The sequence below is a fragment of the Streptomyces malaysiensis subsp. samsunensis genome (assembly GCF_024519315.1).
GTDB lineage: Bacteria > Actinomycetota > Actinomycetes > Streptomycetales > Streptomycetaceae > Streptomyces > Streptomyces malaysiensis.
This window is the reverse complement of record NZ_JANIIC010000023.1, coordinates 1-22,639: the sequence shown is the minus strand read 5'-3', so window position 1 is coordinate 22,639 and position 22,639 is coordinate 1. Positions and strand designations below refer to the sequence as shown.

Below are 22,639 nucleotides of genomic sequence, written 5' to 3'. Positions count from 1 at the left end.
CCGTCCACCGAGATGGTTGTCGGGGTTCGCCGTCCGGTCGTCCGCCGGTAGCCCGCCTTGCCGCGCTGTTCACGGTGGCACGGTGTCCGGCGGCGGCGGGCGCGTGGGAGCTTCCCCCCATGACGACGACACCGAAGGCCACGACCACCGCAACGACGGCGACCACCACACCGACGACGGCCATCACACCGACGACGGCCATCACATCGAAGGCGCCCCGGGTGAGCCGCCGGGGGCTGCTGGGCGCGGCAGGCGCGGCGGCGGCCGGTGCGGGCACCTTCATCTCCCAGCCGGAGGCGGTGGCGGCCTCACCGGTGCTGTGGACCCGGCCCGACGGGTCCGGGATGCCGCCGGTGAGCGGGCTGCACCTCCAGTTCGGGGCCGATGCCGCGCGGGAGGTGGTGGTGTCCTGGCAGACACCGGTCCCGGTGAAACGGCCGCGTGTCATGTTCGGCACCCCGGCCCATGGCATGGGCACCGAGGTCACCGCGCGGACCACCTCCTACCAGGACGCCAAGTCCCGGCAGACCATCTATGTCCATCACGCCCGGCTGAACCGGCTGCGCCCCGGCACCGGCTATGTCTACGCCGCCGTCCACGACGGGGCGACGCCCGAGGCGGGGTCGTTCCGCACCGGGCCGGGCGGCCGGGCGCCGTTCACCTTCACCAGCTTCGGCGACCAGGGCACGCCCACGGTGGGCAAGCTGAACGGGCCCAGACCGCCGAAGATCACCGAGAAGCTCGTCTACCTCAACGACAACCTCGGCTCGCCGTACGCCAATGACGTGACCACCGCCGTCGAGCGGATCGCGCCACTGTTCCACCTCGTCAACGGCGATCTGTGCTACGCCAATCTGTCCGAGGACCGGCTGCGCACCTGGTCGGACTGGTTCGATATGACCAGCCGGTCCTCGCGGTTCCGGCCGTGGATGCCCGCGGCCGGCAACCACGAGAACGAGCTGGGCAACGGGCCGATCGGGTTCGCCGCCTACCAGGCGTACTTCTCACTGCCCGGCAACGGCGGCGACGCCGAGACCGAGGGGCTGTGGTACGCCTTCACCGTCGGCTCGGTGCGCGTCGTGAGCCTGGCCAATGACGACGTGGCCTACCAGGACGCCGGAAACACCTATGTGCGGGGCTACTCCGGCGGGGCCCAGCGGCGCTGGCTGGAGGCCGAGCTCGCACGGGCCAGGGCCGACCGGGACATCGACTGGATCGTGGTCGTCATGCACCAGGTGGTCGTCTCCACGGCCGACCACCCGGGCAACGGCGCCGACCTCGGCATCCGGGAGGAGTGGCTGCCGCTCTTCGACACCTACGGCGTCGACCTGGTCGTCTGCGGCCATGAACACCACTACGAGCGCTCCCACCCGATCCGTGGCCAGGAGCCCAGTGACACGATGACACCGACCCCCGCCGCCACCCGCACCGATCTGGTGGACACCACCGGGGGAACCGTCCATATGGTCATCGGTGGCGGTGGCACCTCGGTGCCGTCGATGGACGTTCTGTTCGACACCCCGCGGTGCAATGTCATCACCGGTGTCGGAGCGACCGGGGCGAACGGCCACAAGAGCCCGGTCTACGTCACGGAGGCGGCCCCGTGGTCGGCGGTGCGCGACCGGGTGAACCCCTATGGCTTCGCCGCGTTCACCGTCGACCCCGGCACCGAACGGGGCGGCCTCACCACGATGTCGGTGACCTACTACGCGGTCACCGGGCTCTACGGCCGCGTCGAGCCCGTGGACACCTTCACGCTCCGGCGCACCCGCGGCGACGGTGAGCGGCGCCGATGAGCCACGCCAGGAACTGACGGACCCTCTGACGCTCCATGCGGAGGACAAGGGCTATGAGTGGGCCGGCCCGCTCACCGTGCGTGCGTCCCGGTCCGACCGGGTGCCCGGGTGGCGGGCCGACCCATGGCCCATGTCCGCGCGGACACGTTCGCCTGCGCGACGGCCCAGTGCCTCAGTGAGGCAGCCGACCCGGGTCGGTGGCCCAGGTGGTGTCCGGCCGGTCGGCCAGGTCGAAGGAGAGCGAACCGCCCTGGCGGACGAACGAGCCGTCGAGCCACGAGGTGTCGTGCAGCTTGCCGTTCACCCGCACCGCGTGCACATAGAAGTCGGTGTCGGAGGCGTCCGGGGCGTCGATGGTGAGGGCGCGCCGCGAGCCCGCCGGGGCGACCACGGCACGTGGGAAGAGCGGACCGGTGAGCAGTGCCTCGGCACGCCCCGGGGCCTGGGGGTAGAGGCCGAGCGCCGCGAACACGTACCACGCGGACATGGTGCCCAGGTCGTCATTGCCGGGCAGCCCCTTAGGCCCGGTTCCGTACACATTGGCGACGATCTGGCGCACCGTCTCCTGGGTCTTCCAGGGCTGACCGAGCGCGTTGTAGAGCCAGGGGGCGTGGATGCCCGGTTCATTGGTGGGGTCGTAGCGGAGCGGATCGCCGCCGCGGACCGACCAGGAGCCGTCGGGCTTGTGGAAGAAGCCGTCCAGCCGGGCCGCCGCCTTCTGGCGTCCGCCCATGGCGTCGGCGAGCCCCTGGACGTCCTGCGGCACCATCCAGGTGTACGTGGCCGCGCTGCCCTGGGCGAATCCCCGGTCGGACGCGGGGTCGAAGGGGGTCACCCAGGAGCCGTCCCGGTTCCTGGCCTGGCTGTAGCCGGCCGTACCGGTGGCCCCGGGGTTGAACACATTGCGCCAGTAGCCGCCGCGTGCGCCGAGCTCATCGGCCTCCTTGCCGCGGCCGAGCAGCCGGGCCCAGCGGGCGAGCGCGTCATCGGCGACGGAGTCCTCCAGGGTCTCCGCCGCGCCGCCCCAGCAGTGGCAGGCGTCCTGCGCCGCGTACCCCGACTCCAGGTACTGGGCGAGACCCGGACGCTGGCCCTCGCACTGCCCCGGGCAGCCCTTGTCGGAGAGCGAATCGGGGTGGGGGACGGTGGCCTGGCGGTAGAGGGAGTCGAAGGCGCCCTTGGCGTCGAAGTTCCGTACCCCCGTGGCGTAGAAGGTGGCGAGCGTGGCGGCGGAGGGGTCGCCGGTCATCACATGGGTGGCGCCGCTGATGTGCACCCAGCGGTCCCACACGCCGCCGTTCTGCCGGGCGAAGTTGAACAGCGACTGGGCGAAGTCCCCGGCGACCCGGGGCTGGAGCAGGGCGAGCAGCTGCACCTGGGCGCGGTACTGGTCCCAGCCGGAGAAGTTGCTGTACTGCGCCGTCTGCCCGCGCTCGACGCGGTGCGGAGTGCCGTCCATGCCCGGGTAGCGGCCGTCGGTGTCGCTGATCAGGTTGGGCTGCTGGAGCGCGTGGTAGAGGGCGGTGTAGAAGGCGGTGCGGCGCGGTTCACTGCCGCCGCTGACGCGGATGGCGCGCAGCCGGCGGTCCCAGGCGGCCCGTCCGGCGGAGGCCACATCGGCGACGCTCGCCCGGGGCGCTATCTCGGCGCGGAGGTTGGCCTCGGCGCCCGCGAGGGAGACGTACGAGATGCCGAGCCGCATCCGGACATCGTCGTCCCGTGTGGTGTCGAAGCCGACGTATCCGCCGGAGCCGCGCCCGGCCCGGTCGGCGCCGGTGAGATAGCCCTCGCCGCCGTCCGCGGTGGTGGCGCCGGGTGAGAGCCGGTCGTTCTCCCAGGTGCCCACGGTGGAGAAGGCGCGGTCGAACGAGGCGCTGAAGTAGAGGCGGTAGTAGGTCTTGCGGTTGTTCTCGCCGCCGTTGGCGCGCCGTCCGCAGAACGCGCCGGTCAGCACCCAGCCGGTGACCTTGTGGCGCTGGGCGTCGATCTCGATATGCGCGTTCTCGCTGCCGTTGAGGGAGTTTGAGGTGCGGAACAGCAGTCGGGCCGGGGCGTCCCGGGGGAAGGAGAAGTCGGCGACACCGGCCCGCTCGCTCACCGCGAGATCGGCGGCCGCGCCCGAGTCGAGCCCCACCCGGTAGTGGCCGGGCTCGGCCTTCTCATTGTCGTGCGAGAAGGTGGCGGCGTACTTCTGGTCCTTGGTGTCGGCGGTGGGAGAGCTGTCGACCTCGCCGACGAACGGCATGATCGGCACATCGCCCGCGGCCCCGGGGTGGCAGCCCGCGCCGTTGACATGGGTGAGGCTGAAGCCCCGGACCCGGGTGGTGTCGTACGAATAGCCGTTGGCCGCGGCGGTGTTGGTCTGGTCGCCCGTGGTGCTGGTCGGGGACCAGGCGATCATGCCGAACGGCAGATTGGCGCCGGGGTAGGTGTTGCCGCCGCCCGCGGAGCCGATCAGCGGGTCCACATGGTCGACGGGGTGGCGTACCTCGTCGGCCCGTGGCGCCGCGCTCGCCGCGGGGGCCTCGACGAGCGGGGCGATCAGCGCGCCGATCGCCACCGCCACTCCCCCGCCGACCAGTGCCGATCGGCGTCCGAGTCTCTTTCGCCGTGCTTTGTGCGTCTCCATCGGGGATCACGCCCTTCCGTGTCTCGGGAGTGAACCTAGGGGCGCATGGTGACGGTGGAGTGAACCGGGTGACAGCAATGCACCGTTGACGTCGGGACCGGTCCCCGGGATCCGGCTCTACGGTTCCCGGCATGCGGATCACTTGGAGACTCGTCCTCGGCTTTCTGGCCGTCTCGGTCCTCGCGCTCCTGGCCGCCCTGGCGCGCCCGTCGTGGCCCCTGGAGCGAGGTACGGACGGCGGATCCGGCACCGCCGCGCAGAGGATGTCGCCCGCCACCGTGAAGGGGGCCGCGCGCTGCACCGTGCGCGCCACCACCCCGCGGGAGGCGGCGCGCCTGGCGAGGCCGGGGGACACCGTCTGCTTCGACGGCGACCTGTCCCGGCAACGGCTGGTCATCACCAAGGGCGGCGACCGGGAGCACCCGATCACCTACGCCGGGGGCGGGGACTCCGTGCACGGCATCACCATCGAGGCCGACGATGTGATCGTCGACGGGTTCCGGTCCATCCGCCCCGCGGCGCCCGGGATCGAGCTGACCGGCCACCGCGTCACCCTACGGAACAACACCGTGATCGGCCCGAGGGGCGGGGACGGCGACGGCATCCGGTTCTTCGGCGAAGATCTCACCATCGCGCACAACACCGTCCGCGACACCGACAACAGCCATGGCCGGCACGCCGACTGCATGCAGACCTTCGCCAGCGACACCCCGCCCAGCCACCGTGTCCGCATCGAGGACAACCGCTGTCTGGAGGTGGACAACATGTGCCTGATGGCCGAGGGCCCGAACGACGGCGAGGGCGACGGCCGGGGCACCACCTCCGACTTCACCATCAGGGGCAACCGCTGTGAAACGCTGCGCGCCTCCCAGGCCCTGATGTTCGAGGACGTACAGAACGCGACCATCACCGGCAATGTGTTCGCCGCGCCCACCCACCACGCCATCGGCCTCGCCGAACACTCGACCGGCGCCCGGGTCTCCGGCAACGTCCTCCACTCCGGTATCCGCTACGAGGTGGGCATCGACGCCTCGTCCCGGCCGGGCTACCGGGGCCCGGAGCCGGGCGGCCTGCCGTAGGAACCTCTGGGAGGAGGAGCCGGGGGAGCGGGAGCGCGGGGTACTCCCGCTCCCCCGGGACACACGGACTCCCGCCCGGGAAACGGCGTATGACGCGTTGCTCCTGAGGCGGCTGTGAGATAGGCCATATGCGGCCGAAGTAACGGTTCAAAGACGCATAAACGGCCGCCACACCGTTGAGCATGGAGGCCGCGTGGTCCGTATTCGCCGGTGCAAGCACGGGCGGACACTGTTCCGCACTACGACCGGCGTCCCCGCCAGGAGGCTCTATGCGATCCCGGTACTTCGTGACAGGTACCTCCCTCCTCATAGGTTCCGTGGTGGTCACCCTCGGAGTGATCATGTCGCCCGTCCTGACGGGTGTGCAGCAGGAGAACCAGGCGAACCTGGCGAAGACGAGCTCGACGCAGTACGGACCGCTCACCGGGGCCGACCGGGACTTCGTGGTCAAGGTCCGGCTCGCCGGGCTGTGGGAGTTCCCCGTCGGTGAGCTGGCCCTGAAGAAGGGCACCGCGGCGCCGGTGAAGACGGCCGGTGAGCACCTGGTCGTGGGGCATGCGCAACTGGACGCCGCCGTACGGGACATCGCACCCAAACTCGGCGTCACCCTGCCCAACAAGCCCACGCCGCAGCAGCAGGGGTTCCTGGACACCCTGACGGCCGCCACGGGCAAGGACTTCGACAGTCAGATGGCACAGATCCTGCGCATCACCCACGGCCAGATCTTCAGCTCCATCGCCAAGATCCGGGCGACCAGCAAGAACACCCTGGTGCGCCAGCTCGCCACCCAGGCCAACACGGTGGTGCTGGATCACATCACCCAGATGGAGAACACCGGGATGGTGGACTACGAGGCCCTCCCCGGCCAGATCACCTCGACCCCGACCCAGGGCCCGAACTTCACCAAGCCGGTGATGCCCAGGCCCGGTGAGCCCATGGTCGTCCTGAAGGCGCCGACCTCGCTCGCCGGCAAGGGGGAAGCGCCCACGCCGTCGCCGCCCGCCCCCGTCGACGACGCCCCGGGCGCCTCGGGCTCCCCCGCCACCCCCGGCGCCACCTCATCGCCCTCCGCGCCGTAGCGCGTCGTCAGGGCAGCGCACCGCGTCCCGGACACGCCAAGGTGCGGACTGGAGCGATTCGGTCTCCAACGGCCCTAACGCACCAGGCAGGGACGCTTGTTGTCGAAGGTCCAGCCCGGAATGAGATAGCGCATGCCCACCGCGTCGTCCCGCGCCCCCAGCGCCTTCTCCTGGTAGAGGGCGTGGGCGGTGAGGAGCCGGTCCCGGTCGAGCCGGATTCCCAGGCCGGGGGTGTCCGGGATGGCGATCTCGCCACCGGTGATCCGCGGCGGATCGACGGTGAGCCGCTCCAGCCCCTCCTGCCAGATCCAGTGGGTGTCCAGGGCGTTGTACTCGCCCGGGGCGGCGGCTCCGCAGTGGGCCACCATCGCCAGGGAGATGTCGAAGTGGTTATTGGAGTGGCATCCCCAGGTCAGGCCCATCTCATGGCACAGCTGGGCCACCCGTACCGACCCCTGCATGGTCCAGAAGTGGGGGTCGGCCAGCGGGATGGAGACCGATTGCAGCGCCAGCGCGTGGGTCATCTGCCGCCAGTCCGTGGCGATCATGTTGGTGGCCGTGGGCAGTCCGGTGGCGCGCCGGAACTCCGCCAGGATCTCCCGCCCCGAGTAGCCGTCCTCCGCCCCGCACGGGTCCTCGGCGTAGGCGAGCGTGCCGAGCAGCGGGCGGCACAGCTCGATCGCCTCGCGCAGCGACCAGGCGCCGTTGGGGTCGAGGGTGATACGGGCCCCGGGGAAGCGCTCCTTGAGCGCCCGTACCGCCTTGACCTCCTCGTTCCCCTCCAGCACCCCGCCCTTGAGCTTGAAGTCCCGGAAGCCGTAGAGGTCGTAGGTGGCCTCGGCCTGGCGGACTATCGCCTCGGGGGTGAGCGCCTCCTCGTGGCGGACGCGGTACCACTCGGCGTCGGCGTCGGGTTCGCGGACGTACTCCAGGTCGGTCCGGTCGGGATCGCCGACGTAGAAGAGATAGCCCAGGACCCGTACCGAGTCGCGCTGCTGTCCGTCGCCCAGAAGCGCCGCGACCGGCACCTCGAGATGTTGCCCCAGCAGGTCCAGCAGGGCCGACTCGACGGCGGTGACGGCGTGCACGGTGGTGCGCAGATCGAAGGTCTGGGCGCCGCGGCCGCCGGCGTCGCGGTCGCCGAACCGCTGTCCGATCTCGCTCAGCACCCGCTTGTAGTCGCCCACCCGCGCCCCGACGACGAGGGATCCGGCGTCGCGCAGCGTCTGGGTGATCTTCTCCCCTCCGGGGACCTCCCCCAGTCCCGTACGGCCTTCGGAGTCCTCGAGGACGACCACGTTGCGGGTGAAGTACGGGCCGTGGGCGCCGGAGAGGTTCAGCTCCATGCTGTCCCGTCCGGCGACCGGATAGACGGAGAAGGAGGTGACGGTCGGCTGGCTCATCGTGGCGTCCTTGGGTCGGAGGCGGTCAGACATGCAGTGCTTCGAGGGTCCATTCGACGGCCAGGACACCGCCGAGGCCGAGGACCGCGAGCACGGTGGTGTAGGTGGTGCGCGCCTTGATGGCGTCGATGACGGAGAGGTTGAAGTACTCCTTGAACATCCAGAAGCCGGGGTCGTTCACATGGCTGAAGGCGATCGAACCACAGGAGACGGCGAGGACCATCAGCTCGGGGTGGACTCCGCTGTTCTCCAGGAGCGGCTGCACCACACCGGCGGCGGTGACCACCGCGACCGTCGCCGATCCGAGCGCCACCCGCAGGACGACGGCGATGAGCCAGGCGAGGATGATCGGCGAGATGGACCAGCTGTCGGTGAGGTCCTTGATGTAGTCGGATATCCCGCCCTCGACCAGGACCTCCTTGAACGCGCCACCGGCCCCGATGACCAGCAGGATCATCGCCATCGCCTGGGCCGCCGAGTTGCAGGAGGCGCTGACCTCGGCGAGGCTCCGGCCGATCCGCGGGCCGAACGCCCACACCGCCAGCAGCAGGGTCAGCAGCAGGGCGATCGGCGCGGATCCGACGAAGGTGATGAAGTGCAGGACCGGGCCGTCGCCGGACACGGCCATATCGGTCACCGCGGCGCCCGCGATCAGCACCACCGGGACCAGCGCCACCGAAAGCGACCAGCCGAGGCCCGGCATCTCCTCATCGGTGAAGGTGCGCTCGCTGACCAGGCCCTTGGGGATCGCAGGGTCCATCCGGCGGACGAACGGAAGGCGCGGCCACACCAGGGCGATCAGCGCACCGGCCGGGACGGCGATGAACAGCCCGTAGAACAGGGTCAGTCCGACGGAGGCGTGGAAGGTCGAGGCCACCGCGGTGGGCCCGGGGTGGGGCGGCAGAAAGCTGTGCATGGTCGACAGGGCGATGGACATCGGAAGCCCGACCCACAGCAGGTTCTTCCGGGTGACCCGGACGATGGTGAACGCCACCGGCACGATGATGACGAAGGCCACCTCGTAGAACATGGTCACGCCGATGAGCATGGCGGTGACCACCATCGCCACCTGGACCCAGCGCAGTCCGAAGGTGTCGATGAGGGTGGTGGCTATGCGCTGGGCCGCGCCGCAGTCGCCCATGACCCGGCCGACCATGGCGCCGAGACCGACGACGAGCATGGTGTCGCCGATCTGACCCCCGACGCCCTCCCCGAGGACCTCGGGGATCTTCTCCATCTCGACCCCCTGCACCAGCGCGACCCCGACGGCCACGAGGAGCAGGGCGATGAAGCCGTTGAGCTTCAGCCTGGTCATGAGGAACAGCAGGATCCCCACGCTGATTCCGACGACGACTAGTGGCATGTCTTCAGTTCCCCTTTGAACTGCGAGCGGTTGGGCGGGAGGCGCCAACGGTTCGCCAGACGGGCCAAGGAGTCCACGTACATGCACTCCGTCCATATATGCAGATGGAGGCTAGAGGGGTGACCACCACCGGTCAATGGGTGTGGCCATGGATCCGCGACCGGCTTCGCGGCGAGCCGGACTCATCGGGTGCCGAACTCGGCGGTGGCGCGCGTCCAGGCGTGGGCCTGCTCGCTGAGGGTGATGCCGAGGCCGGGCCGTGCGGACACCCGCATCCGGCCGTCGCGGATCTCCAGCCGCTCATTGAACAGCGGCTCCAGCCAGTCGAAATGCTCCACCCACGGCTCGGCCGGATAGGCGGCCGCGAGATGGAGGTGGATCTCCATCGCGAAGTGCGGGGCGAGCTGGAGATGGTGCTGCTCGGCGAGGGTGGCCAGCTTGAGGAACTGGGTGATGCCACCGATGCGCGGTGCGTCGGGCTGGATGATGTCCGCCGCGTCGTGGCGTATCAGCTCCCAGTGTTCGGCGACGCTGGCGAGCATCTCCCCCGTGGCCACGGGGGTGTCCAGCGAGGCGGCGAGGGCCGCGTGGCCCGGTGCGTCATAGGCGTCCAGCGGCTCCTCGATCCAGACCAGGCCGAACTCCTCGAAGGCGCGCCCCATGCGCTGTGCGGTGGGCCGGTCCCACTGCTGATTGGCGTCGACCATGAGCGGCACATCATCGCCCAGGTGCTCGCGTACGGCGGTCAGCCGGCGCAGGTCCTCCTTGCCGTCCGGCTGGCCCACCTTGATCTTGATACCGCCGATTCCACTGGCCAGGGAGGCCGTGGCGTTCTCCAGGAGTTGCCCGGTCGGCGTGTGCAGAAAGCCACCGGAGGTGTTGTAGCAGCGGACGGTGTCGCGGTGTGCGCCCAGCAACTTGGCCAGTGGCAGTCCCGCCCGCTTGGCCTTGAGGTCCCACAGGGCGATGTCGAAGGCCGCCACCGCCTGGGTGGACAGCCCGCTGCGGCCCACCGAGGCGCCGGCCCACACCAGTTTGGTCCAGATCCTGCCGATGTCGCTGGGGTCCTCACCGAGGAGGGTGGGCGCGATCTCCTGGGCGTGGGCGAACTGGCCGGGCCCTCCCGCGCGCTTGGAGTAGCTGAAGCCGATGCCCTCGTGGCCCTGTTCGGTGGCGAGTTCGACGAAGAGGAACGCCACTTCCGTCATCGGCTTCTGGCGCCCGGTGAGAACCTTGGCGTCGCTGATCGGAGTGGCCAGGGGAAGGACGACCGAGGACACCCGGATCCACGAGACCCGGTCCAGGGTTGCCTCGCCTGCTTGCTGTGCGATGTGCGTTGCCGTATGCGATGTGGTCACCACGTGTTGTCCCTGTGTGTGGGGCCCGTGTGCGGGGCGAGTGGATGCCGGAACCGCCCCGGGGCGGCCGACGAACTCCTTTGCAAGCTAAGGTCGCCAGACGATCTACGTCTAACTTAAAATTGGCATGCGTTGATACCGGGAGAGCATCGTTGTTCACGCTCATGCAACTCACCAGCTTTGTGACGGTCGCCGAGGAGCTGCATTTCACCCGGGCCGCGGAGCGGCTGAAGATGACCCAGCCGCCGCTGAGCCGTCAGATCCAACTGCTGGAGACCGAGTTAGGGGTACGGCTGCTGGAGCGCGCCAACCGCTCGGTGCGGCTCACCCCCGCGGGACGCGCCTTCCTCACCGAGGCCCGCCGTATCCTGCGCCAGTCCGAGCACGCCGTCCTCGCCGCCCGGCAGGTGGCCACGGGCGAGGCGGGCAGCATCGCCATCGGCTTCACGGCGGCCAGCGCCCACTCCGTGCTCGGCACACTGCTGGAGATCGCCCGGGCGACCATGCCGGGCGCGGAGATCACACTGCGCGAGATGGTCACCCGCGACCAGTTGGAGGCCGTCACCGAGCGGAGCCTGGACCTGGGCCTGGTACGGCCCTCGGTCACCGGACCGGATCTGTGCTCCCGGCCCGCGGCCCGGGAGCGGCTGCTCGCCGCCCTGCCGACGGGCCACCCGCTGGCGGCGCGCGAAGAACCGCTCCAGGTGGCCGACTTCGACGGGCAGGACCTGCTGATGTACTCGCCGATCGAGGCGCGCTACTTCAACGAGTTACTCATCAGCATCTTCCGCGCCGCACACGCCACCCCGGTCTTCTCCCAGTACCTGAGCCAGGTCCACACCATCCTGGCCCTGGTCAACGGCGGCTGGGGAGTGGCCCTGGTGCCGGAGACCGCCGCCCGGCCGCGCTACCCGAACATCGCCTTCAAACCGGTGGAGTTGACCACCCCGGAACCGGTGGAACTCAACCTCGTATGGCGCGGCAACAACGACAACCCGGCCCTGCACACACTGCTCCGCCACGCGGCCGCCCTTCTCCCCGACCGAGGAGCCTGACCGCCGTGACGCCCAGGACCTCCGGAAAGGGAGTTCTCCCCATGACCGGCTCCCCGGGCGCGACGCGTCGTGCCCGGGGACCCACCCGCGGTGACCGCGCGTTGCCGCGGGCCCCGGTCGCACAGGCCGTCGCATAGCCCGGTCCATCGGCCCGAGCTACGCTCGAAAGGGAGGGACACTCAATGGGGAGGGACTCGGTTCGCCTTTCGAAGGGAGCGCTTCCGTGTCCGTCACATCACGCGCGTCGACTCCGTCCGCGCTCCCCAGACATCGTGACTGCCCCTTCGATCCGCCCAGTGCCTATACGGAGCTGCGCGAGGAGGGCGGTGCCGGCCGGCTCGCCTTTCCGGATGGCAACGTGGGCTGGCTGCTCACCCGCCATGAGGACGTATCCCAGCTGCTGGCGGACGACCGGTTCAGCTCGGACCGCCGCCGGACCTCCTCGCCGGTGCACTCGTTTCCGGTCCGCCCGGACGACCGCCGCATGCTGGGCTCGTTCATCGGCATGGACCCACCCGAGCACACCCGCTACCGGCGGCTGCTGAGCAAGTGGTTCACCGCCCGGGGGATGCGCGGGCTCCAGCCCCGGATCGAGGAGATCGTCGAGGACCACCTGGCCGCGATGGAGCGCGCCGGTCCCCCGGCCGACCTCGTGACGTCCTTCGCCCAGCCGATCCCCTCGCTGGTGATCTGCGAACTGCTGGGGGTCCCGTACGAGGACCGGACCGACTTCCAGCGGTGGGCCACCGTGCTGCTCCGGCTCGGCCAGAGCCGGCAGGAGGTCTACGCGGCCAGGGACGCGCTGTGGGACTACATGCGGGGGCTGATCGACGCCAAGCGGCACCGGCCGGACGAGGCGCTGCTGTCCCGTCTGGTCAACGGCGACCACGGCGCGCCCGGCGGCCCCGGGACCGCCACGGCGGCCGGGCTGACCGACGACGAGCTGACCGGTGTGGGCCTGCTGCTGCTCGTAGCGGGCCATGAGACGACGGCGAACATGCTGGCTCTGGGCACCTACGCTCTGCTGCGCCACCCCGAGCAGGCGCGCATGGTGCGGGAGCGGCCCGAGGTGATCGACCTCGCGGTGGAGGAACTGCTGCGGTATCTGACCATCGTCCAGTTCGGGACGGTGCGGGTCGCGCGGGAGGACCTCGAGATCGCGGGGGTGCGGGTACAGGCCGGGGAGACGGTGGTCGGGTCGCTGGCCTCGGCCAACCGGGACTCCTCGCGGTTCCCCGACCCCGACACCCTCGACGTCACCCGCGACACACCCGATCAGATGGCCTTCGGCCACGGCATTCACCAGTGCCTGGGCCAGCATCTGGCGCGGATGGAGATGCGGACGGGCTACCCCGCCCTGCTGCGGCGCTTTCCCACCCTCCGCCTCGCGGTGGAGCCCGACCAGGTGCCCCTGCGCCACGACATGCTGGTCTACGGAGTCCACCGGCTCCCGGTCACCTGGGACCGGGCCGCCGGTTAGGCGACCAGCAGATCCGCCCACCAGGTGATGCCCTGATGGCAGGAGCGACTGCCGTGGCGCGCGGACAGCGCGGTGACGATGCCGAGCCCACGGCCGTGCTCATCGGGCTCGATGTCCTCGTCCGCCCGCTGGTCGGCGGGGACCGGGCCGCCGTCGGTCACCTCGATGCGCAGGCTGGAGCGGCCCTCGCACTGGCTCCAGCCCAGCCGCAGGACGGCCGGGGGCAGCGCGTGCAGGATCGCGTTGGTGACCAGCTCCGAGATCACCATCAGCGCCTCGTCGAGCAGTTCGGTGGACAGCTCCCATTCGGTGAGCAGCGCGTGCGCCCGCCGCCGCACGGTGGCGACGGCCTCGCAGATGTGCGGGACCGGAAGTACATGGGCATCGCCCTCGCTCGCCGAGAACCGGTCCAGGATCTCGTCGGGCGTCGCCGACGACGGCCGGTCCAGCATCTCGTCGCCGGTCGGAAGCGGCGGCCGGTCCGGAACCTCGTCGTGTTCCGCCGCCGACGCGCTCAAGGCGTCCGGGCCCTGCGCCTGGGAGCCGATGAGACGGGCGCCGGTGACGACGGTCCCCGCGGCCTGCCCGGTGGGGCCGGGCATCGGCATGCTCAGTTGTTCCGCCACGTCTCCTCCTCTCCTAGCCGGATAGTGCTTCTCTGCCGGGCACCCTTCAGGGCACCTTTCGGTATACAAGTCTTCTTGTCCCGATACGGACGCTATGGCCCTCATCAAGCGGGGTCAACGAATCCGAGTCGGCATTACCGAACGTTTGGCGTTTTCGCCGACAGGCTGTGCCACTGCCCAACGAGCTACGATCGCGTCATGGCCGGCCCGGTGCAGTCCATCGAGCGGGCGGCGGCGATTCTGCGACTGCTCGCCCGGGGCTCAGGTCGGCTCAGTCTGGGCGAGGTGGCGACCTCGCTCGGGCTCGCGAAAGGCACCGCGCACGGCATTCTGCGCACTCTTCAGAGCGTCGACTTCGTCGAACAGGACAGGGCGACGGGGAAGTACCAGCTCGGCGCGGCGCTGCTGCACCTGGGGACCAGCTATCTCGACATCAACGAGCTGCGGTCCCGCTCCATCAACTGGGCCGACGCCCTGGCCGCCCGCAGCGGTGAGGCGGTCCGCCTCGGAGTGCCCCTGGAGGGCAAGGTCCTCATCGTCCACCACGTCTTCCGGCCCGATGACACCTTCCAGACCCTGGATGTGGGCTCGCTGCTGCCCCTGCACGCCAGCGCGCTGGGCAAGGTCCTGCTGGCGTACGGGGCGACCCCGCTGGAGCCGCTCATGGAAACCGAACAGGAGAGCTACACCCGGCACACCCTGGTCTCCCCCCAGCAGTTGAACCGGGCGCTGGGCGAGGTCCGCGAGGCCGGGTGGGCGGCCGCGATCCAGGAAATGATGATGGGCGAGGCGGACATCGCCGCGCCGATCCGCGGACAGGGCGGTCTGGTGGTGGGCGCCGTCGGTATCTCCGGCGCCATGGACCGCCTCTGCGACAGCAAGGGCCGGCCCCAGGCCTCACTCGTCGGGCTGACGCGCGACGCCGCCCGGGCGATCTCCCGCGATCTCGGCGCGGCTCGCTGGTGATGTCCATGCCCCGCAGATACGCGCCCGAAGGCAGGCCAGGCCATGGTTGAACGCTATGTGATGTCCATCGACCAGGGGACCATGTCCACCCGGTGCATCCTCTTCGACCACCAGGGGCGGCTGGTATCGGTCGGCCAGCGAGAACATGAGCAGTACTTCGCCAGGCCCGGCTGGGCCGAGCACGACCCGGCCGAGATCTGGTCCCATCTGCGCCGGGTCGTCGTGCCCCGGGCCCTCGACGGCGCGGGGATCCGGCCCGAGCAGATCACGGCGATCGGCATCGCCAATCAGCGCGAGACCACGGTGGTCTGGGACCGCCGTACGGGCGTTCCGGTGGGCCACGCCATCACCTGGCAGGACACCCGCACCAGCGGCTATGTCGAGGAGCTGCGCCGGACCACCGGTGACGACTTCTTCCTGGAACGCTGCGGTCTGTCGCCCACGACCTATTTCTCCGCGCCCCGGCTGCGCTGGCTGTTCGACCACGTCGAGGGTTTGCGCGAGCGCGCGGAGCGCGGGGACGTGCTGTTCGGCACGATGGAGAGCTGGCTGATCTGGAATCTCACCGGAGGGCCCGGCGGCGGGCTGCACCTCACCGACGCCACCAACGCCAGCCGCACCATGCTGATGAACATCCGCAGCCTGACCTGGGACGATGAACTGCTGGCCTATTTCGATGTGCCCCGGGCGATGCTGCCGGAGATCCGCTCCTCCGCCGAGTGCTACGGCATGGCCAGTGCCCTGCTGCCGAACGTCCCGATCTGCGCCGCGCTCGGCGATCAGCAGGCGGCGCTGTTCGGGCAGACGTGTTTCGCCACCGGCGAGGCAAAGTGCACCTATGGCACCGGCAGCTTCCTCCTGGTCAACACCGGCACCGAGCTCGTACGGTCCCGGCACGGGCTGCTGACCACGGTGGGCTACAAGGTCGGCGACGAGCCGCCGGTCTACGCCCTGGAGGGCCCGATCGCCGTCACCGGCTCGCTGGTGCAGTGGTTCCGCGACCGTCTGGGGATGATCCACAGCGCCCCCGAGATCGAGACCCTCGCCCGCGGTGTCGAGGACAACGGCGGCTGCTATATCGTCCCCGCCTTCTCCGGGCTGTTCGCCCCGCACTGGCGCAGCGACGCCCGCGGGGTGATCGTCGGGCTCACCTCGTACATCACCAGGGGGCATCTGGCCCGGGCCGTGCTGGAGGCCACCGGCTGGCAGACCCGGGAGGTGGTCGACGCCATGAACGCCGACTCGCCTCGGCCACTGCGTCAACTGAAGGTGGACGGCGGAATGACGTCGAACAATCTGCTGATGCAGTTCCTGGCCGACGTCCTGGACATGCCGGTGGTGCGCCCCATGGTCTCCGAGACCGTCTCGCTCGGGGCCGCCTACGCCGCCGGACTCGCCTCCGGCTACTGGCCGGATCTGGAGGGGCTGCGCCGCAACTGGCACCGCGCGGCCCAATGGATGCCCACGATGGACCCCGCACGGCGGGAGACGGAGTACGAGAACTGGCGGCGGGCGGTCGAGAGATCGCTGGGCTGGGCCAGATCGTAGCCCGGGGCATATTCCCCCGCGGGCCCGGCGGAGGAATCGAGTCCGGAGGACGTGTGAGTTCGATGAGCCGGGGTATTCGAGCCAGCCGCGGCTGTTTCAACCGGCCGCTCTGGGACCCAGAAACCCACGAAGACCCACAACCCGATCCATGGACGGAATCATGACCAGCCCTTCCGATGAAAACGTCTCCGCCACCCAGCAGGCCCTCGGCGAGCTGGCGGCCGACCGGGCGGACGAGTCGGCGCTGAACACCCTTGCCAACAGTGAGGTCCTGCTCCCCTCCGCCGAGACCGGAGAGGAGACGGACCCGCAGGCCGTGACCCTGCCCGTGTTCCAGCAGGAGGACGGCGCTCAGCTGGTACCGGTCTTCACCACCCCGGCCCGGATGCACCAGGCCCTGCCCCAGATCGAGCGGTACCACCTGGTGCCGCTGGGCGCGCTGGCCCAGGGATGGCCCTCCGAAGAGCTTTCGCTGACCATCGACGCGGGCGCCCCGGAGGCAGTCACCCTTTCGGCCAACGGTGTGCGGAGCCTGCTCAGCGGTTCCGGTCCGGCCGCCTGACCCCTTCCCGCGGCGGCTCGTGCCCCTTCCTGTACGGGCACGGGCCGCGGCGATGCCCGGATTCCGCGTCCGCCTCTGCGCACAAGCCCGGCGGAGCGCCGTGGGCCGCCCGCCGATCGGCCCCGTCGCGCGCCCGGTGATCGGGCCACCGTCCCGCGCCCGCCGATTGGCCACCGTCCCATCGATCGTCTACGGTCCCGTCATCATTCACTGGTTACGGACAGACACCGGCGGGACGGATCACGTGAGCGCGATCAACATCGGACAGGCCGTCGTTCTCGGCGTCGTGGAGGGGGTCACGGAGTTCCTCCCGGTCTCGTCCACCGGCCACCTCAAGATCTCCGAGGGGCTGATGGACATCCCGGTGGACGACAAGTCGGTCGTCGCCTTCACCGCGGTGATCCAGGTCGGTGCCATCGCCGCCGTCCTGCTGTACTTCTTCCGCGACATCCGCCGCTTCGCCACCGCCTGGGGACGGGGGCTGGTCAACCGCGAGGAGAGGTACCACCACGACTACAAGTTCGCCTGGTGGGTCATCTACGCCACGATCCCCATCGTGGTCGTGGGCCTGGCGGCCAAACCGCTGATCGAGGGCCCGCTCGCCTCGCTGTGGGTGGTGGCCGGTTCGCTGATCGTGGGCAGCGGGCTGATGTGGCTGGCCGACCGGATGGGGCGCCACAAGCGCGGGGAGGACGACACCGACGTCAAGGACGCGATGCTGGTCGGCTCTTCGCAGATCCTCGCGCTGCTCTTCCCCGGCTTCTCCCGTTCGGGCGCCACGATGGCCACCGGCCTCATGCTCGGCCTGGACCGCGTGGCCGCCACCCGGCTCTCCTTCTTCCTGGGCATTCCGTCGCTGACCGGCGCGGGCCTCTACGAGCTCAAGGACGCCATGGGCGGCGGCGTGGGCACGGTGCCGCTGTTGGTGGGCACGGTGGTGTCCTTCGCCGTGGCCTACGCCTCCATCGCCTGGCTGCTGAAGTTCGTCGCCAAACATTCGTTCAACGCCTTTGTGATCTACCGGATCGTGATCGGCGTGGCGCTGTTCGGACTGCTCGGCACGGGCGTGCTCAACGCCTGACGCCGTCCTCCCAGCCGCTGGCCGGATAGTCGACATAGCCGCCCGCCCCGCCGGTGTAGTACGTGCCCGGATCGCCCGCCGCCAGCTCGCGGTCCAGGGCGAACCTGGCCACCAGGTCGGGGTTGGCCACGAAGTGCGTGGCATAGGAGACGGCGTCCGCGAGCCCCGCCTCGATCACGGCGTTCCCGCTCTCCCGGTCGAAGCCGTGGTTGGCGATCAGCGGTCCGTCGAAGAGCGGCCGGTAGCGGGCGAAGACGTCGTGGCCGGGGGCGGCGCCGGGCGCGGCGGGGGCCGGTCCCCGTAGATGCAGATAGGCCACGGGGTGGTCGCACAGCTCCGCCACGAGCGCGTCGTAGTCGGCGAGCGTCCGCTCATCGGCGGTGAACCGCTCGCCGGTCCAGTGCGGCGACAGACGGACGCCCACCCGGCGGCCGTCCCAGGCCGCGGCCGCCGCGTCGACGATCTCCAGCAGCAGGCGCCGCCGTCCGGCACCGTCGCGACCGTAGGCGTCGCGGCGGCGGTTCAGCCGCGGATTGAGGAACTGCGGAATCAGGAACGAGCCCAGGGCGTGGATCTCCACCCCGTCGAAACCGGCGCGGCGGGCGTTGGCCGAGGCCGCCCCGTACTCCGCGACCGTGTCCCGGATCTCCGCGAGCGTCATCTCCCGCGGGGTGACCGTGGCCTTGGGCCCGCCCAGGGTGTAGGACCGCTCCCGGGGATCGACCGCCGACGGGCCGGCCGGCCGAGCGCCCCCGAGGTGGTCGGGGTGCGAGGCGGCGCCGGTGTGCCACAGCTGGAGCACCATCCGGCCGCCGAGGGCGTGGACCACGTCGGTGACCCGGCGCCATCCCCTGATCTGCTCCTCGCTGTAGACACCGGGGACATGGGGGAAGCCGATGGCCCGCTCGCTCACCCATGTCCCCTCGGTGATGATCAGCCCGGCCCCGGCCCGCTGACCGTAGTAGGCCGTGTGCATACCGTTCGGGACCAGCCCCTCGCCCGTGGCGCGGGCCCGGGTCATGGGGGCCATCACCACCCGGTTGGGCAGCCGGAGGTCCCCCAGGTCCGCGGGGCGCAGCAGCGGCCGGTCCAGGGCGGTCGAACAGATGGTGCTCATGGTGTTTTCCCCTCTCACCTCGGCCTTGTCACCTCGGCCGCGTGGGATACGTCTGAGGACATGACGGAGCACGGCGAGGAAAGGTGACCGATGGACGGGCGGAAGCCGGGGAACGGAGAGCATCCGCAGGACGGGCTGGCGGAGCGGTTCGAGGCGCACCGCGGCCGGCTGCGGGCGGTCGCCTACCGGATGCTCGGATCGCTCAGCGAGGCGGACGACGCCGTCCAGGAGACATGGCTGCGGCTCAGCCGCGCCGACGCCGAGACGGTCGGGAACCTGTCCGGCTGGCTGCGGACGGTGATCTCCCGTATCTGTCTGGACATGCTGCGCTCGCGCGCCGCGCGCCGGGAGGAGCCGGTCGGGCAGGAGCTGTCCGACCTGGCCCCGGCGACCGGGCACGGGGGCGCGCCGGAGGACGAGGCGGTGCTGGCCGAATCGGTCGGCAGGGCGCTGCTCGTGGTGCTGGACACGCTGGGCCCGGCCGAGCGGATCGCCTTTGTGCTGCACGATGTGTTCGCGGTGCCGTTCGACGGGATCGCGCCCATTGTGGAGCGCTCACCGGTCGCCGCGAAGAAGCTCGCCAGCCGCGCCCGCCAGAAGGTGAGGGGCAGCGCGGCGGTGCCCCGCACCGAGCTGGACCGGCAGCGGCGCACCGTCGATGCCTTTCTCGCCGCCGCCCGAGGCGGGGACATGGGCGCGCTGCTCGCGGTGCTGGACCCGGATGTCGTACGGCGCGCCGACCGCGCCGCCCTGCCCGAGGGGGTGCCGACGGTGGCCCGCGGTGCGCGGGCGGTGGCGGAGGAGACCGCCGGGTTCACGCCGAGGGCGCGGTTCGCGGAGCCCGCGCTGGTGAACGGGTCCGTGGGGATCGTCGTGGCCCCGCGCGGCCGATTGCTCCTCGCCCTGACCGTCACCGTCGAGGACGGGCGGATCGCCGCGTACGAGGTGATCGCCGATCCCGGGCGGCTGAGCCGTCTGGAACTCGGGGTCCTCGACGACGTTCGGCCTCACGTAACCTCGGCCCATGGGTGATGTGTTGCCGTATCTGATCGTCGCCGGTGTGCTCGCCGTGCTCATGGTCTTCCTCGGCTGGGTGGCGTCCCTCGCCCGTCGGCGTGGTGCGATGGGCGCGGCCCTGCGGGCCGCCATGGCCTCCCATGACGAGGCGTTCCGGGTGACCGCCCATGACTCCCACCACGAGATCCGGGCCCAGGCGGAGCGCAAGGCTCCGATCCTCTCCCCCGACGGTCAGTGGACGCCGAGCCACACCCTGGCGGGCGTGGCCGGCCCTCGGCCCTCCGGACCGCGGGCTTCCCGGACCCGGCGGGGGCTGCTGCGCCGACTGGGCCACCGGGCGCGGTCGCGCCGAGGGCCCGGCGGGTCCTGACCCGGTGCGCCCGGCGGGTCCGGCCCGCGTGCCCAGCGGGTCCGGCCTGCGCGCCCGGCGGGTCCGGCCCCCGCGTCCAGGGGGCCTAGGAGGCGGCCACGGGGTAGTCGGCTCCGAGGGTGACCTCGCGCCAGGTGTCGAAGGCGGTCCTGAGGGAGTCCAGCCTGGCCTGGGCGATGTCGTAGGCGGCCTTGCCCAGCAGCAGCCGCAGCGGGGGCTCCTCCGCCGCCACCGCGCCGATGATGGCCTCGCTCGCCCGGGCCGGGTCCCCGGGCTGGCGGCCATAGGTGGCGAAGGTGCTGGTGCGCCGTGCGCCCGCGGTCCCGACCGCCTCCGCCACCCGGTCCTTGTCGGTGACGTCGAGCGCCAGGGCCAGCGCACGGTCCGTGTGCCCGGCGACCACGTCGGCCACCTGCCGGGGGTCGCGTGCGGTGACCACGGCGCGGTGGCCGTGGCCGAGGACGGCGGTGGCGAGCGCCCGGCCCAGACCGGTGGAACAGCCGGTGATGAACCAGACGGGCGATTCATTGACGGTCATGCGGAAGAGTCCTTCGTCGTGGTGCTCATAGGGTCCGTCGTGGTGCTCATGGGGTCGTGGGGCGTCTCCACCGCGTCGGCGACGAGGCTGCCCAGCAGGGACAGGGCCTGTTCGGACGGGCTGCCCGGTTCGGCCTGGTAGACGATGAGCTGCTGGCCGGGAGCGCTGTTCACGGTCAGCGCCTCGTACTCCAGCGTCAGCTCGCCGACCAGGCGGTGCCGGAAACGCTTGATCTCATGGGTCTTCTGGCGGATGTCATGGCGGGCCCACAGCCGCCGGAACGCCTCGCTCTTCAGCGACAACTCCCCGACGACGGCGATCAGTTCGGGGTCCTCCTCATCGACTCCCGCCGCCGCGCGGAGCCCGGCGACGGTGTTGACCGCCACCCGCTCCCAGTCGGGGTAGAACTCCCGCGCGTCCGGGTCGAGGAAGACCAGCCGCACCAGATCCCGGCTGTGGGTGTGGCCGTCGAACAGGGCCCCGCCCAAGGTGTTGTGGGCCAGTACGGTCAGACAGCGCCCCAGGACGACGGCCGGGGTCCGCGGCCAGCCGTCCATCATCCGCAGCAGGGCCGGGCTCACCCGCTCCCGCCGCGCGGCCGGGCGGCGCCGCCGACCGGGGGCCGGACGGGCCAGCCGGTGCAGATGGGCGACCGCGTCCTCCTCCAGCACCAGCGCCCGGGCCAGCGCCTCGACCACCTGCGCCGAGGGATGGCGCTCCCGGCCCTGCTCCAGCCGGATGTAGTAGTCGGTGCTGACCCCCGCGAGCAGGGCGACCTCCTCCCGGCGCAGACCCGCCACCCGGCGCCGGCCGGCGGGCGGGATGTCCACGTCCTCGGGCCGCACCAGTTCACGGCGGGCGCGCAGAAAGCGCCCCAGGGGGTTCTCGCTGTCCATGTCGGGGAGCCTAGACCTGGGAAAGCGGGGTCCGGAGCCCGTAAGGTGGCCGCGCTACTCCTAGTCTGGGCCGGGAGGTGCCGCCCATGGGCGGGGGATCGCAGGAACGCGCATCGCACCACCACGGATCGCGGGACCACGGATCACACGGATCGCAGGACCGCGGATCACACGGTTCACAGGATCACGGAGCGCACGAGTACGGAGGGCGCAGGGTCGATCGGGGGCCGGACGCGGGCGGCTGTCCGGTGCGGCGGGGGCCCGACGGGATCTGGCAGGTGTCCGGCTACCAGGAGGCCCGCGCCGTACTGCGCGACACCGCCACCGTGCAGGCCGGGCTCGGCATCGAGACGGTGGAGAAGCTGCCGTCCCGGTTCCGGCGGCCGGTGCTCTACCGGGACGGTCCCGAACACCGTGAGGACCGGCGGCAGACCGCCCGGTTCTTCACCCCGCGCCGGGTCGATGAGCACTATCGCGAGGTCATGGTCCGGGTGGCGGAGGCGCAGATCGGCACCATCCGGGACACCGGCCGGGGCCGGCTCGCCGATGTGGCCTTCCATCTGGCGATCGAGGTGGCGAGCGCCGTGATCGGCCTGACGGAGAGCCGGCCCGGGATCCGGAGGCGGCTGGAGCGCTTCTTCCCCGAGAAGTTCGGCACCCCGGGGCTGACCAGCCT

Annotated in this window: 19 protein-coding genes and 1 pseudogene; 12 read left to right on the top strand and 8 right to left on the bottom strand. The window is 70.9% G+C overall.

Features of this window, described 5'->3' with window-relative positions:
• Positions 1-119 precede the first annotated feature (119 nt).
• Entirely contained in the window at positions 120-1,796 is a 1,677-nt protein-coding gene (locus NQU54_RS20300; RefSeq protein WP_257632290.1) for a purple acid phosphatase family protein, read from the top strand.
• 172 nt (positions 1,797-1,968) lie between these two features.
• Here NQU54_RS20300 and NQU54_RS20290 read toward each other — a convergent pair whose 3' ends face one another.
• Entirely contained in the window at positions 1,969-4,425 is a 2,457-nt protein-coding gene (locus tag NQU54_RS20290; protein ID WP_257632289.1) for a GH92 family glycosyl hydrolase, read from the bottom strand.
• Positions 4,426-4,556: 131 nt separating this feature from the next.
• Between NQU54_RS20290 and NQU54_RS20285 the strand changes: the two genes are divergently transcribed.
• Both NQU54_RS20285 and NQU54_RS20280 read left to right on the top strand, forming a co-directional pair.
• Complete coding sequence (locus tag NQU54_RS20285) at positions 4,557-5,504, top strand: right-handed parallel beta-helix repeat-containing protein (protein ID WP_257632288.1); 948 nt, start codon at positions 4,557-4,559, stop codon at positions 5,502-5,504.
• Between the two features lie 269 nt (positions 5,505-5,773).
• A complete protein-coding gene (locus NQU54_RS20280; protein ID WP_257632287.1) occupies positions 5,774-6,583 on the top strand; it encodes a DUF4142 domain-containing protein in 810 nt (269 codons plus the stop codon).
• Positions 6,584-6,657: 74 nt separating this feature from the next.
• On the opposite strand, the gene NQU54_RS20275 is transcribed toward NQU54_RS20280, so the two are convergent.
• The 3 genes from NQU54_RS20275 to NQU54_RS20265 form a co-directional block, all read right to left on the bottom strand.
• The gene (locus NQU54_RS20275; RefSeq protein WP_257632286.1) at positions 6,658-7,986 is read right to left on the bottom strand and encodes an enolase C-terminal domain-like protein; all 1,329 of its coding nucleotides are present in this window, start codon (positions 7,984-7,986) and stop codon (positions 6,658-6,660) included.
• 25 nt (positions 7,987-8,011) lie between these two features.
• Complete coding sequence (locus NQU54_RS20270; RefSeq protein ID WP_257632285.1) at positions 8,012-9,349, bottom strand: gluconate:H+ symporter; 1,338 nt, start codon at positions 9,347-9,349, stop codon at positions 8,012-8,014.
• A 182-nt stretch (positions 9,350-9,531) separates the two neighbouring features.
• Positions 9,532-10,710, bottom strand: a complete 1,179-nt coding sequence (locus tag NQU54_RS20265) for an L-talarate/galactarate dehydratase (protein ID WP_257632284.1) — start codon at positions 10,708-10,710, stop codon at positions 9,532-9,534.
• A 149-nt stretch (positions 10,711-10,859) separates the two neighbouring features.
• Here NQU54_RS20265 and NQU54_RS20260 point away from each other — a divergent pair, with 149 nt between their 5' ends.
• Complete coding sequence (locus NQU54_RS20260; RefSeq protein ID WP_167499960.1) at positions 10,860-11,762, top strand: LysR substrate-binding domain-containing protein; 903 nt, start codon at positions 10,860-10,862, stop codon at positions 11,760-11,762.
• Between the two features lie 223 nt (positions 11,763-11,985).
• A complete protein-coding gene (locus NQU54_RS20255) occupies positions 11,986-13,242 on the top strand; it encodes a cytochrome P450 (protein ID WP_257632283.1) in 1,257 nt (418 codons plus the stop codon).
• On the opposite strand, the gene NQU54_RS20250 is transcribed toward NQU54_RS20255, so the two are convergent.
• Entirely contained in the window at positions 13,239-13,868 is a 630-nt protein-coding gene (locus tag NQU54_RS20250) for an ATP-binding protein (protein WP_257632282.1), read from the bottom strand. The genes NQU54_RS20255 and NQU54_RS20250 overlap by 4 nt on opposite strands.
• A gap of 198 nt (positions 13,869-14,066) precedes the next feature.
• On the opposite strand from NQU54_RS20250, the gene NQU54_RS20245 reads away from it, so the two are divergent.
• The 4 genes from NQU54_RS20245 (at position 14,067) to NQU54_RS20230 (ending at position 18,025) form a co-directional block, all read left to right on the top strand.
• Positions 14,067-14,834, top strand: coding sequence for an IclR family transcriptional regulator (locus NQU54_RS20245; protein WP_257632281.1), 768 nt, complete (start codon positions 14,067-14,069; stop codon positions 14,832-14,834).
• Between the two features lie 42 nt (positions 14,835-14,876).
• Positions 14,877-16,382 (top strand): glycerol kinase GlpK, encoded by a 1,506-nt coding sequence (gene glpK / locus NQU54_RS20240; RefSeq protein ID WP_257632280.1) that lies wholly within the window; start codon positions 14,877-14,879, stop codon positions 16,380-16,382.
• A gap of 160 nt (positions 16,383-16,542) precedes the next feature.
• On the top strand, positions 16,543-16,944 hold the full coding sequence (locus NQU54_RS20235) for an SseB family protein (RefSeq protein WP_069872347.1): 402 nt from the start codon (positions 16,543-16,545) through the stop codon (positions 16,942-16,944).
• A gap of 244 nt (positions 16,945-17,188) precedes the next feature.
• Positions 17,189-18,025 (top strand): undecaprenyl-diphosphate phosphatase, encoded by an 837-nt coding sequence (locus NQU54_RS20230; RefSeq protein WP_167499962.1) that lies wholly within the window; start codon positions 17,189-17,191, stop codon positions 18,023-18,025.
• Here NQU54_RS20230 and NQU54_RS20225 read toward each other — a convergent pair.
• Positions 18,015-19,142, bottom strand: a complete 1,128-nt coding sequence (locus tag NQU54_RS20225; RefSeq protein ID WP_257632279.1) for an alkene reductase — start codon at positions 19,140-19,142, stop codon at positions 18,015-18,017. The genes NQU54_RS20230 and NQU54_RS20225 overlap by 11 nt on opposite strands.
• Before the next feature lie 90 nt (positions 19,143-19,232).
• Here NQU54_RS20225 and NQU54_RS20220 point away from each other — a divergent pair, with 90 nt between their 5' ends.
• Positions 19,233-20,174, top strand: a complete 942-nt coding sequence (locus NQU54_RS20220; protein ID WP_257632278.1) for a sigma-70 family RNA polymerase sigma factor — start codon at positions 19,233-19,235, stop codon at positions 20,172-20,174.
• A complete protein-coding gene (locus tag NQU54_RS20215) occupies positions 20,167-20,529 on the top strand; it encodes a hypothetical protein (RefSeq protein WP_257632277.1) in 363 nt (120 codons plus the stop codon). Before NQU54_RS20220 ends, NQU54_RS20215 begins: the two co-directional genes overlap by 8 nt.
• An 85-nt stretch (positions 20,530-20,614) precedes the next feature.
• Here the strand turns inward: NQU54_RS20215 and NQU54_RS20210 are convergent, their stop codons facing one another.
• The gene (locus tag NQU54_RS20210; RefSeq protein ID WP_257632276.1) at positions 20,615-21,067 is read right to left on the bottom strand and encodes an SDR family NAD(P)-dependent oxidoreductase; all 453 of its coding nucleotides are present in this window, start codon (positions 21,065-21,067) and stop codon (positions 20,615-20,617) included.
• The gene (locus NQU54_RS20205; protein WP_257632275.1) at positions 21,064-21,963 is read right to left on the bottom strand and encodes a helix-turn-helix transcriptional regulator; all 900 of its coding nucleotides are present in this window, start codon (positions 21,961-21,963) and stop codon (positions 21,064-21,066) included. The genes NQU54_RS20210 and NQU54_RS20205 overlap by 4 nt, the downstream gene beginning before the upstream one ends.
• A 248-nt stretch (positions 21,964-22,211) precedes the next feature.
• Here NQU54_RS20205 and NQU54_RS20200 point away from each other — a divergent pair.
• A pseudogene (locus NQU54_RS20200) lies at positions 22,212-22,639 on the top strand (cytochrome P450); the annotation flags it as partial.

Coding starts and splice junctions, on each gene's coding strand:
- NQU54_RS20275 (WP_257632286.1), bottom strand. CDS start 7,986: ATGAGCCAGCCGACCGTCACCTCCTTCTCCGTCTATCCGGTCGCCGGA.
- glpK (WP_257632280.1), top strand. CDS start 14,877: ATGGTTGAACGCTATGTGATGTCCATCGACCAGGGGACCATGTCCACC.
- NQU54_RS20270 (WP_257632285.1), bottom strand. CDS start 9,349: ATGCCACTAGTCGTCGTCGGAATCAGCGTGGGGATCCTGCTGTTCCTC.
- NQU54_RS20205 (WP_257632275.1), bottom strand. CDS start 21,963: ATGGACAGCGAGAACCCCCTGGGGCGCTTTCTGCGCGCCCGCCGTGAA.
- NQU54_RS20220 (WP_257632278.1), top strand. CDS start 19,233: ATGGACGGGCGGAAGCCGGGGAACGGAGAGCATCCGCAGGACGGGCTG.
- NQU54_RS20245 (WP_257632281.1), top strand. CDS start 14,067: ATGGCCGGCCCGGTGCAGTCCATCGAGCGGGCGGCGGCGATTCTGCGA.
- NQU54_RS20290 (WP_257632289.1), bottom strand. CDS start 4,425: ATGGAGACGCACAAAGCACGGCGAAAGAGACTCGGACGCCGATCGGCA.
- NQU54_RS20285 (WP_257632288.1), top strand. CDS start 4,557: ATGCGGATCACTTGGAGACTCGTCCTCGGCTTTCTGGCCGTCTCGGTC.
- NQU54_RS20210 (WP_257632276.1), bottom strand. CDS start 21,067: ATGACCGTCAATGAATCGCCCGTCTGGTTCATCACCGGCTGTTCCACC.
- NQU54_RS20235 (WP_069872347.1), top strand. CDS start 16,543: ATGACCAGCCCTTCCGATGAAAACGTCTCCGCCACCCAGCAGGCCCTC.
- NQU54_RS20300 (WP_257632290.1), top strand. CDS start 120: ATGACGACGACACCGAAGGCCACGACCACCGCAACGACGGCGACCACC.
- NQU54_RS20215 (WP_257632277.1), top strand. CDS start 20,167: ATGGGTGATGTGTTGCCGTATCTGATCGTCGCCGGTGTGCTCGCCGTG.
- NQU54_RS20225 (WP_257632279.1), bottom strand. CDS start 19,142: ATGAGCACCATCTGTTCGACCGCCCTGGACCGGCCGCTGCTGCGCCCC.
- NQU54_RS20280 (WP_257632287.1), top strand. CDS start 5,774: ATGCGATCCCGGTACTTCGTGACAGGTACCTCCCTCCTCATAGGTTCC.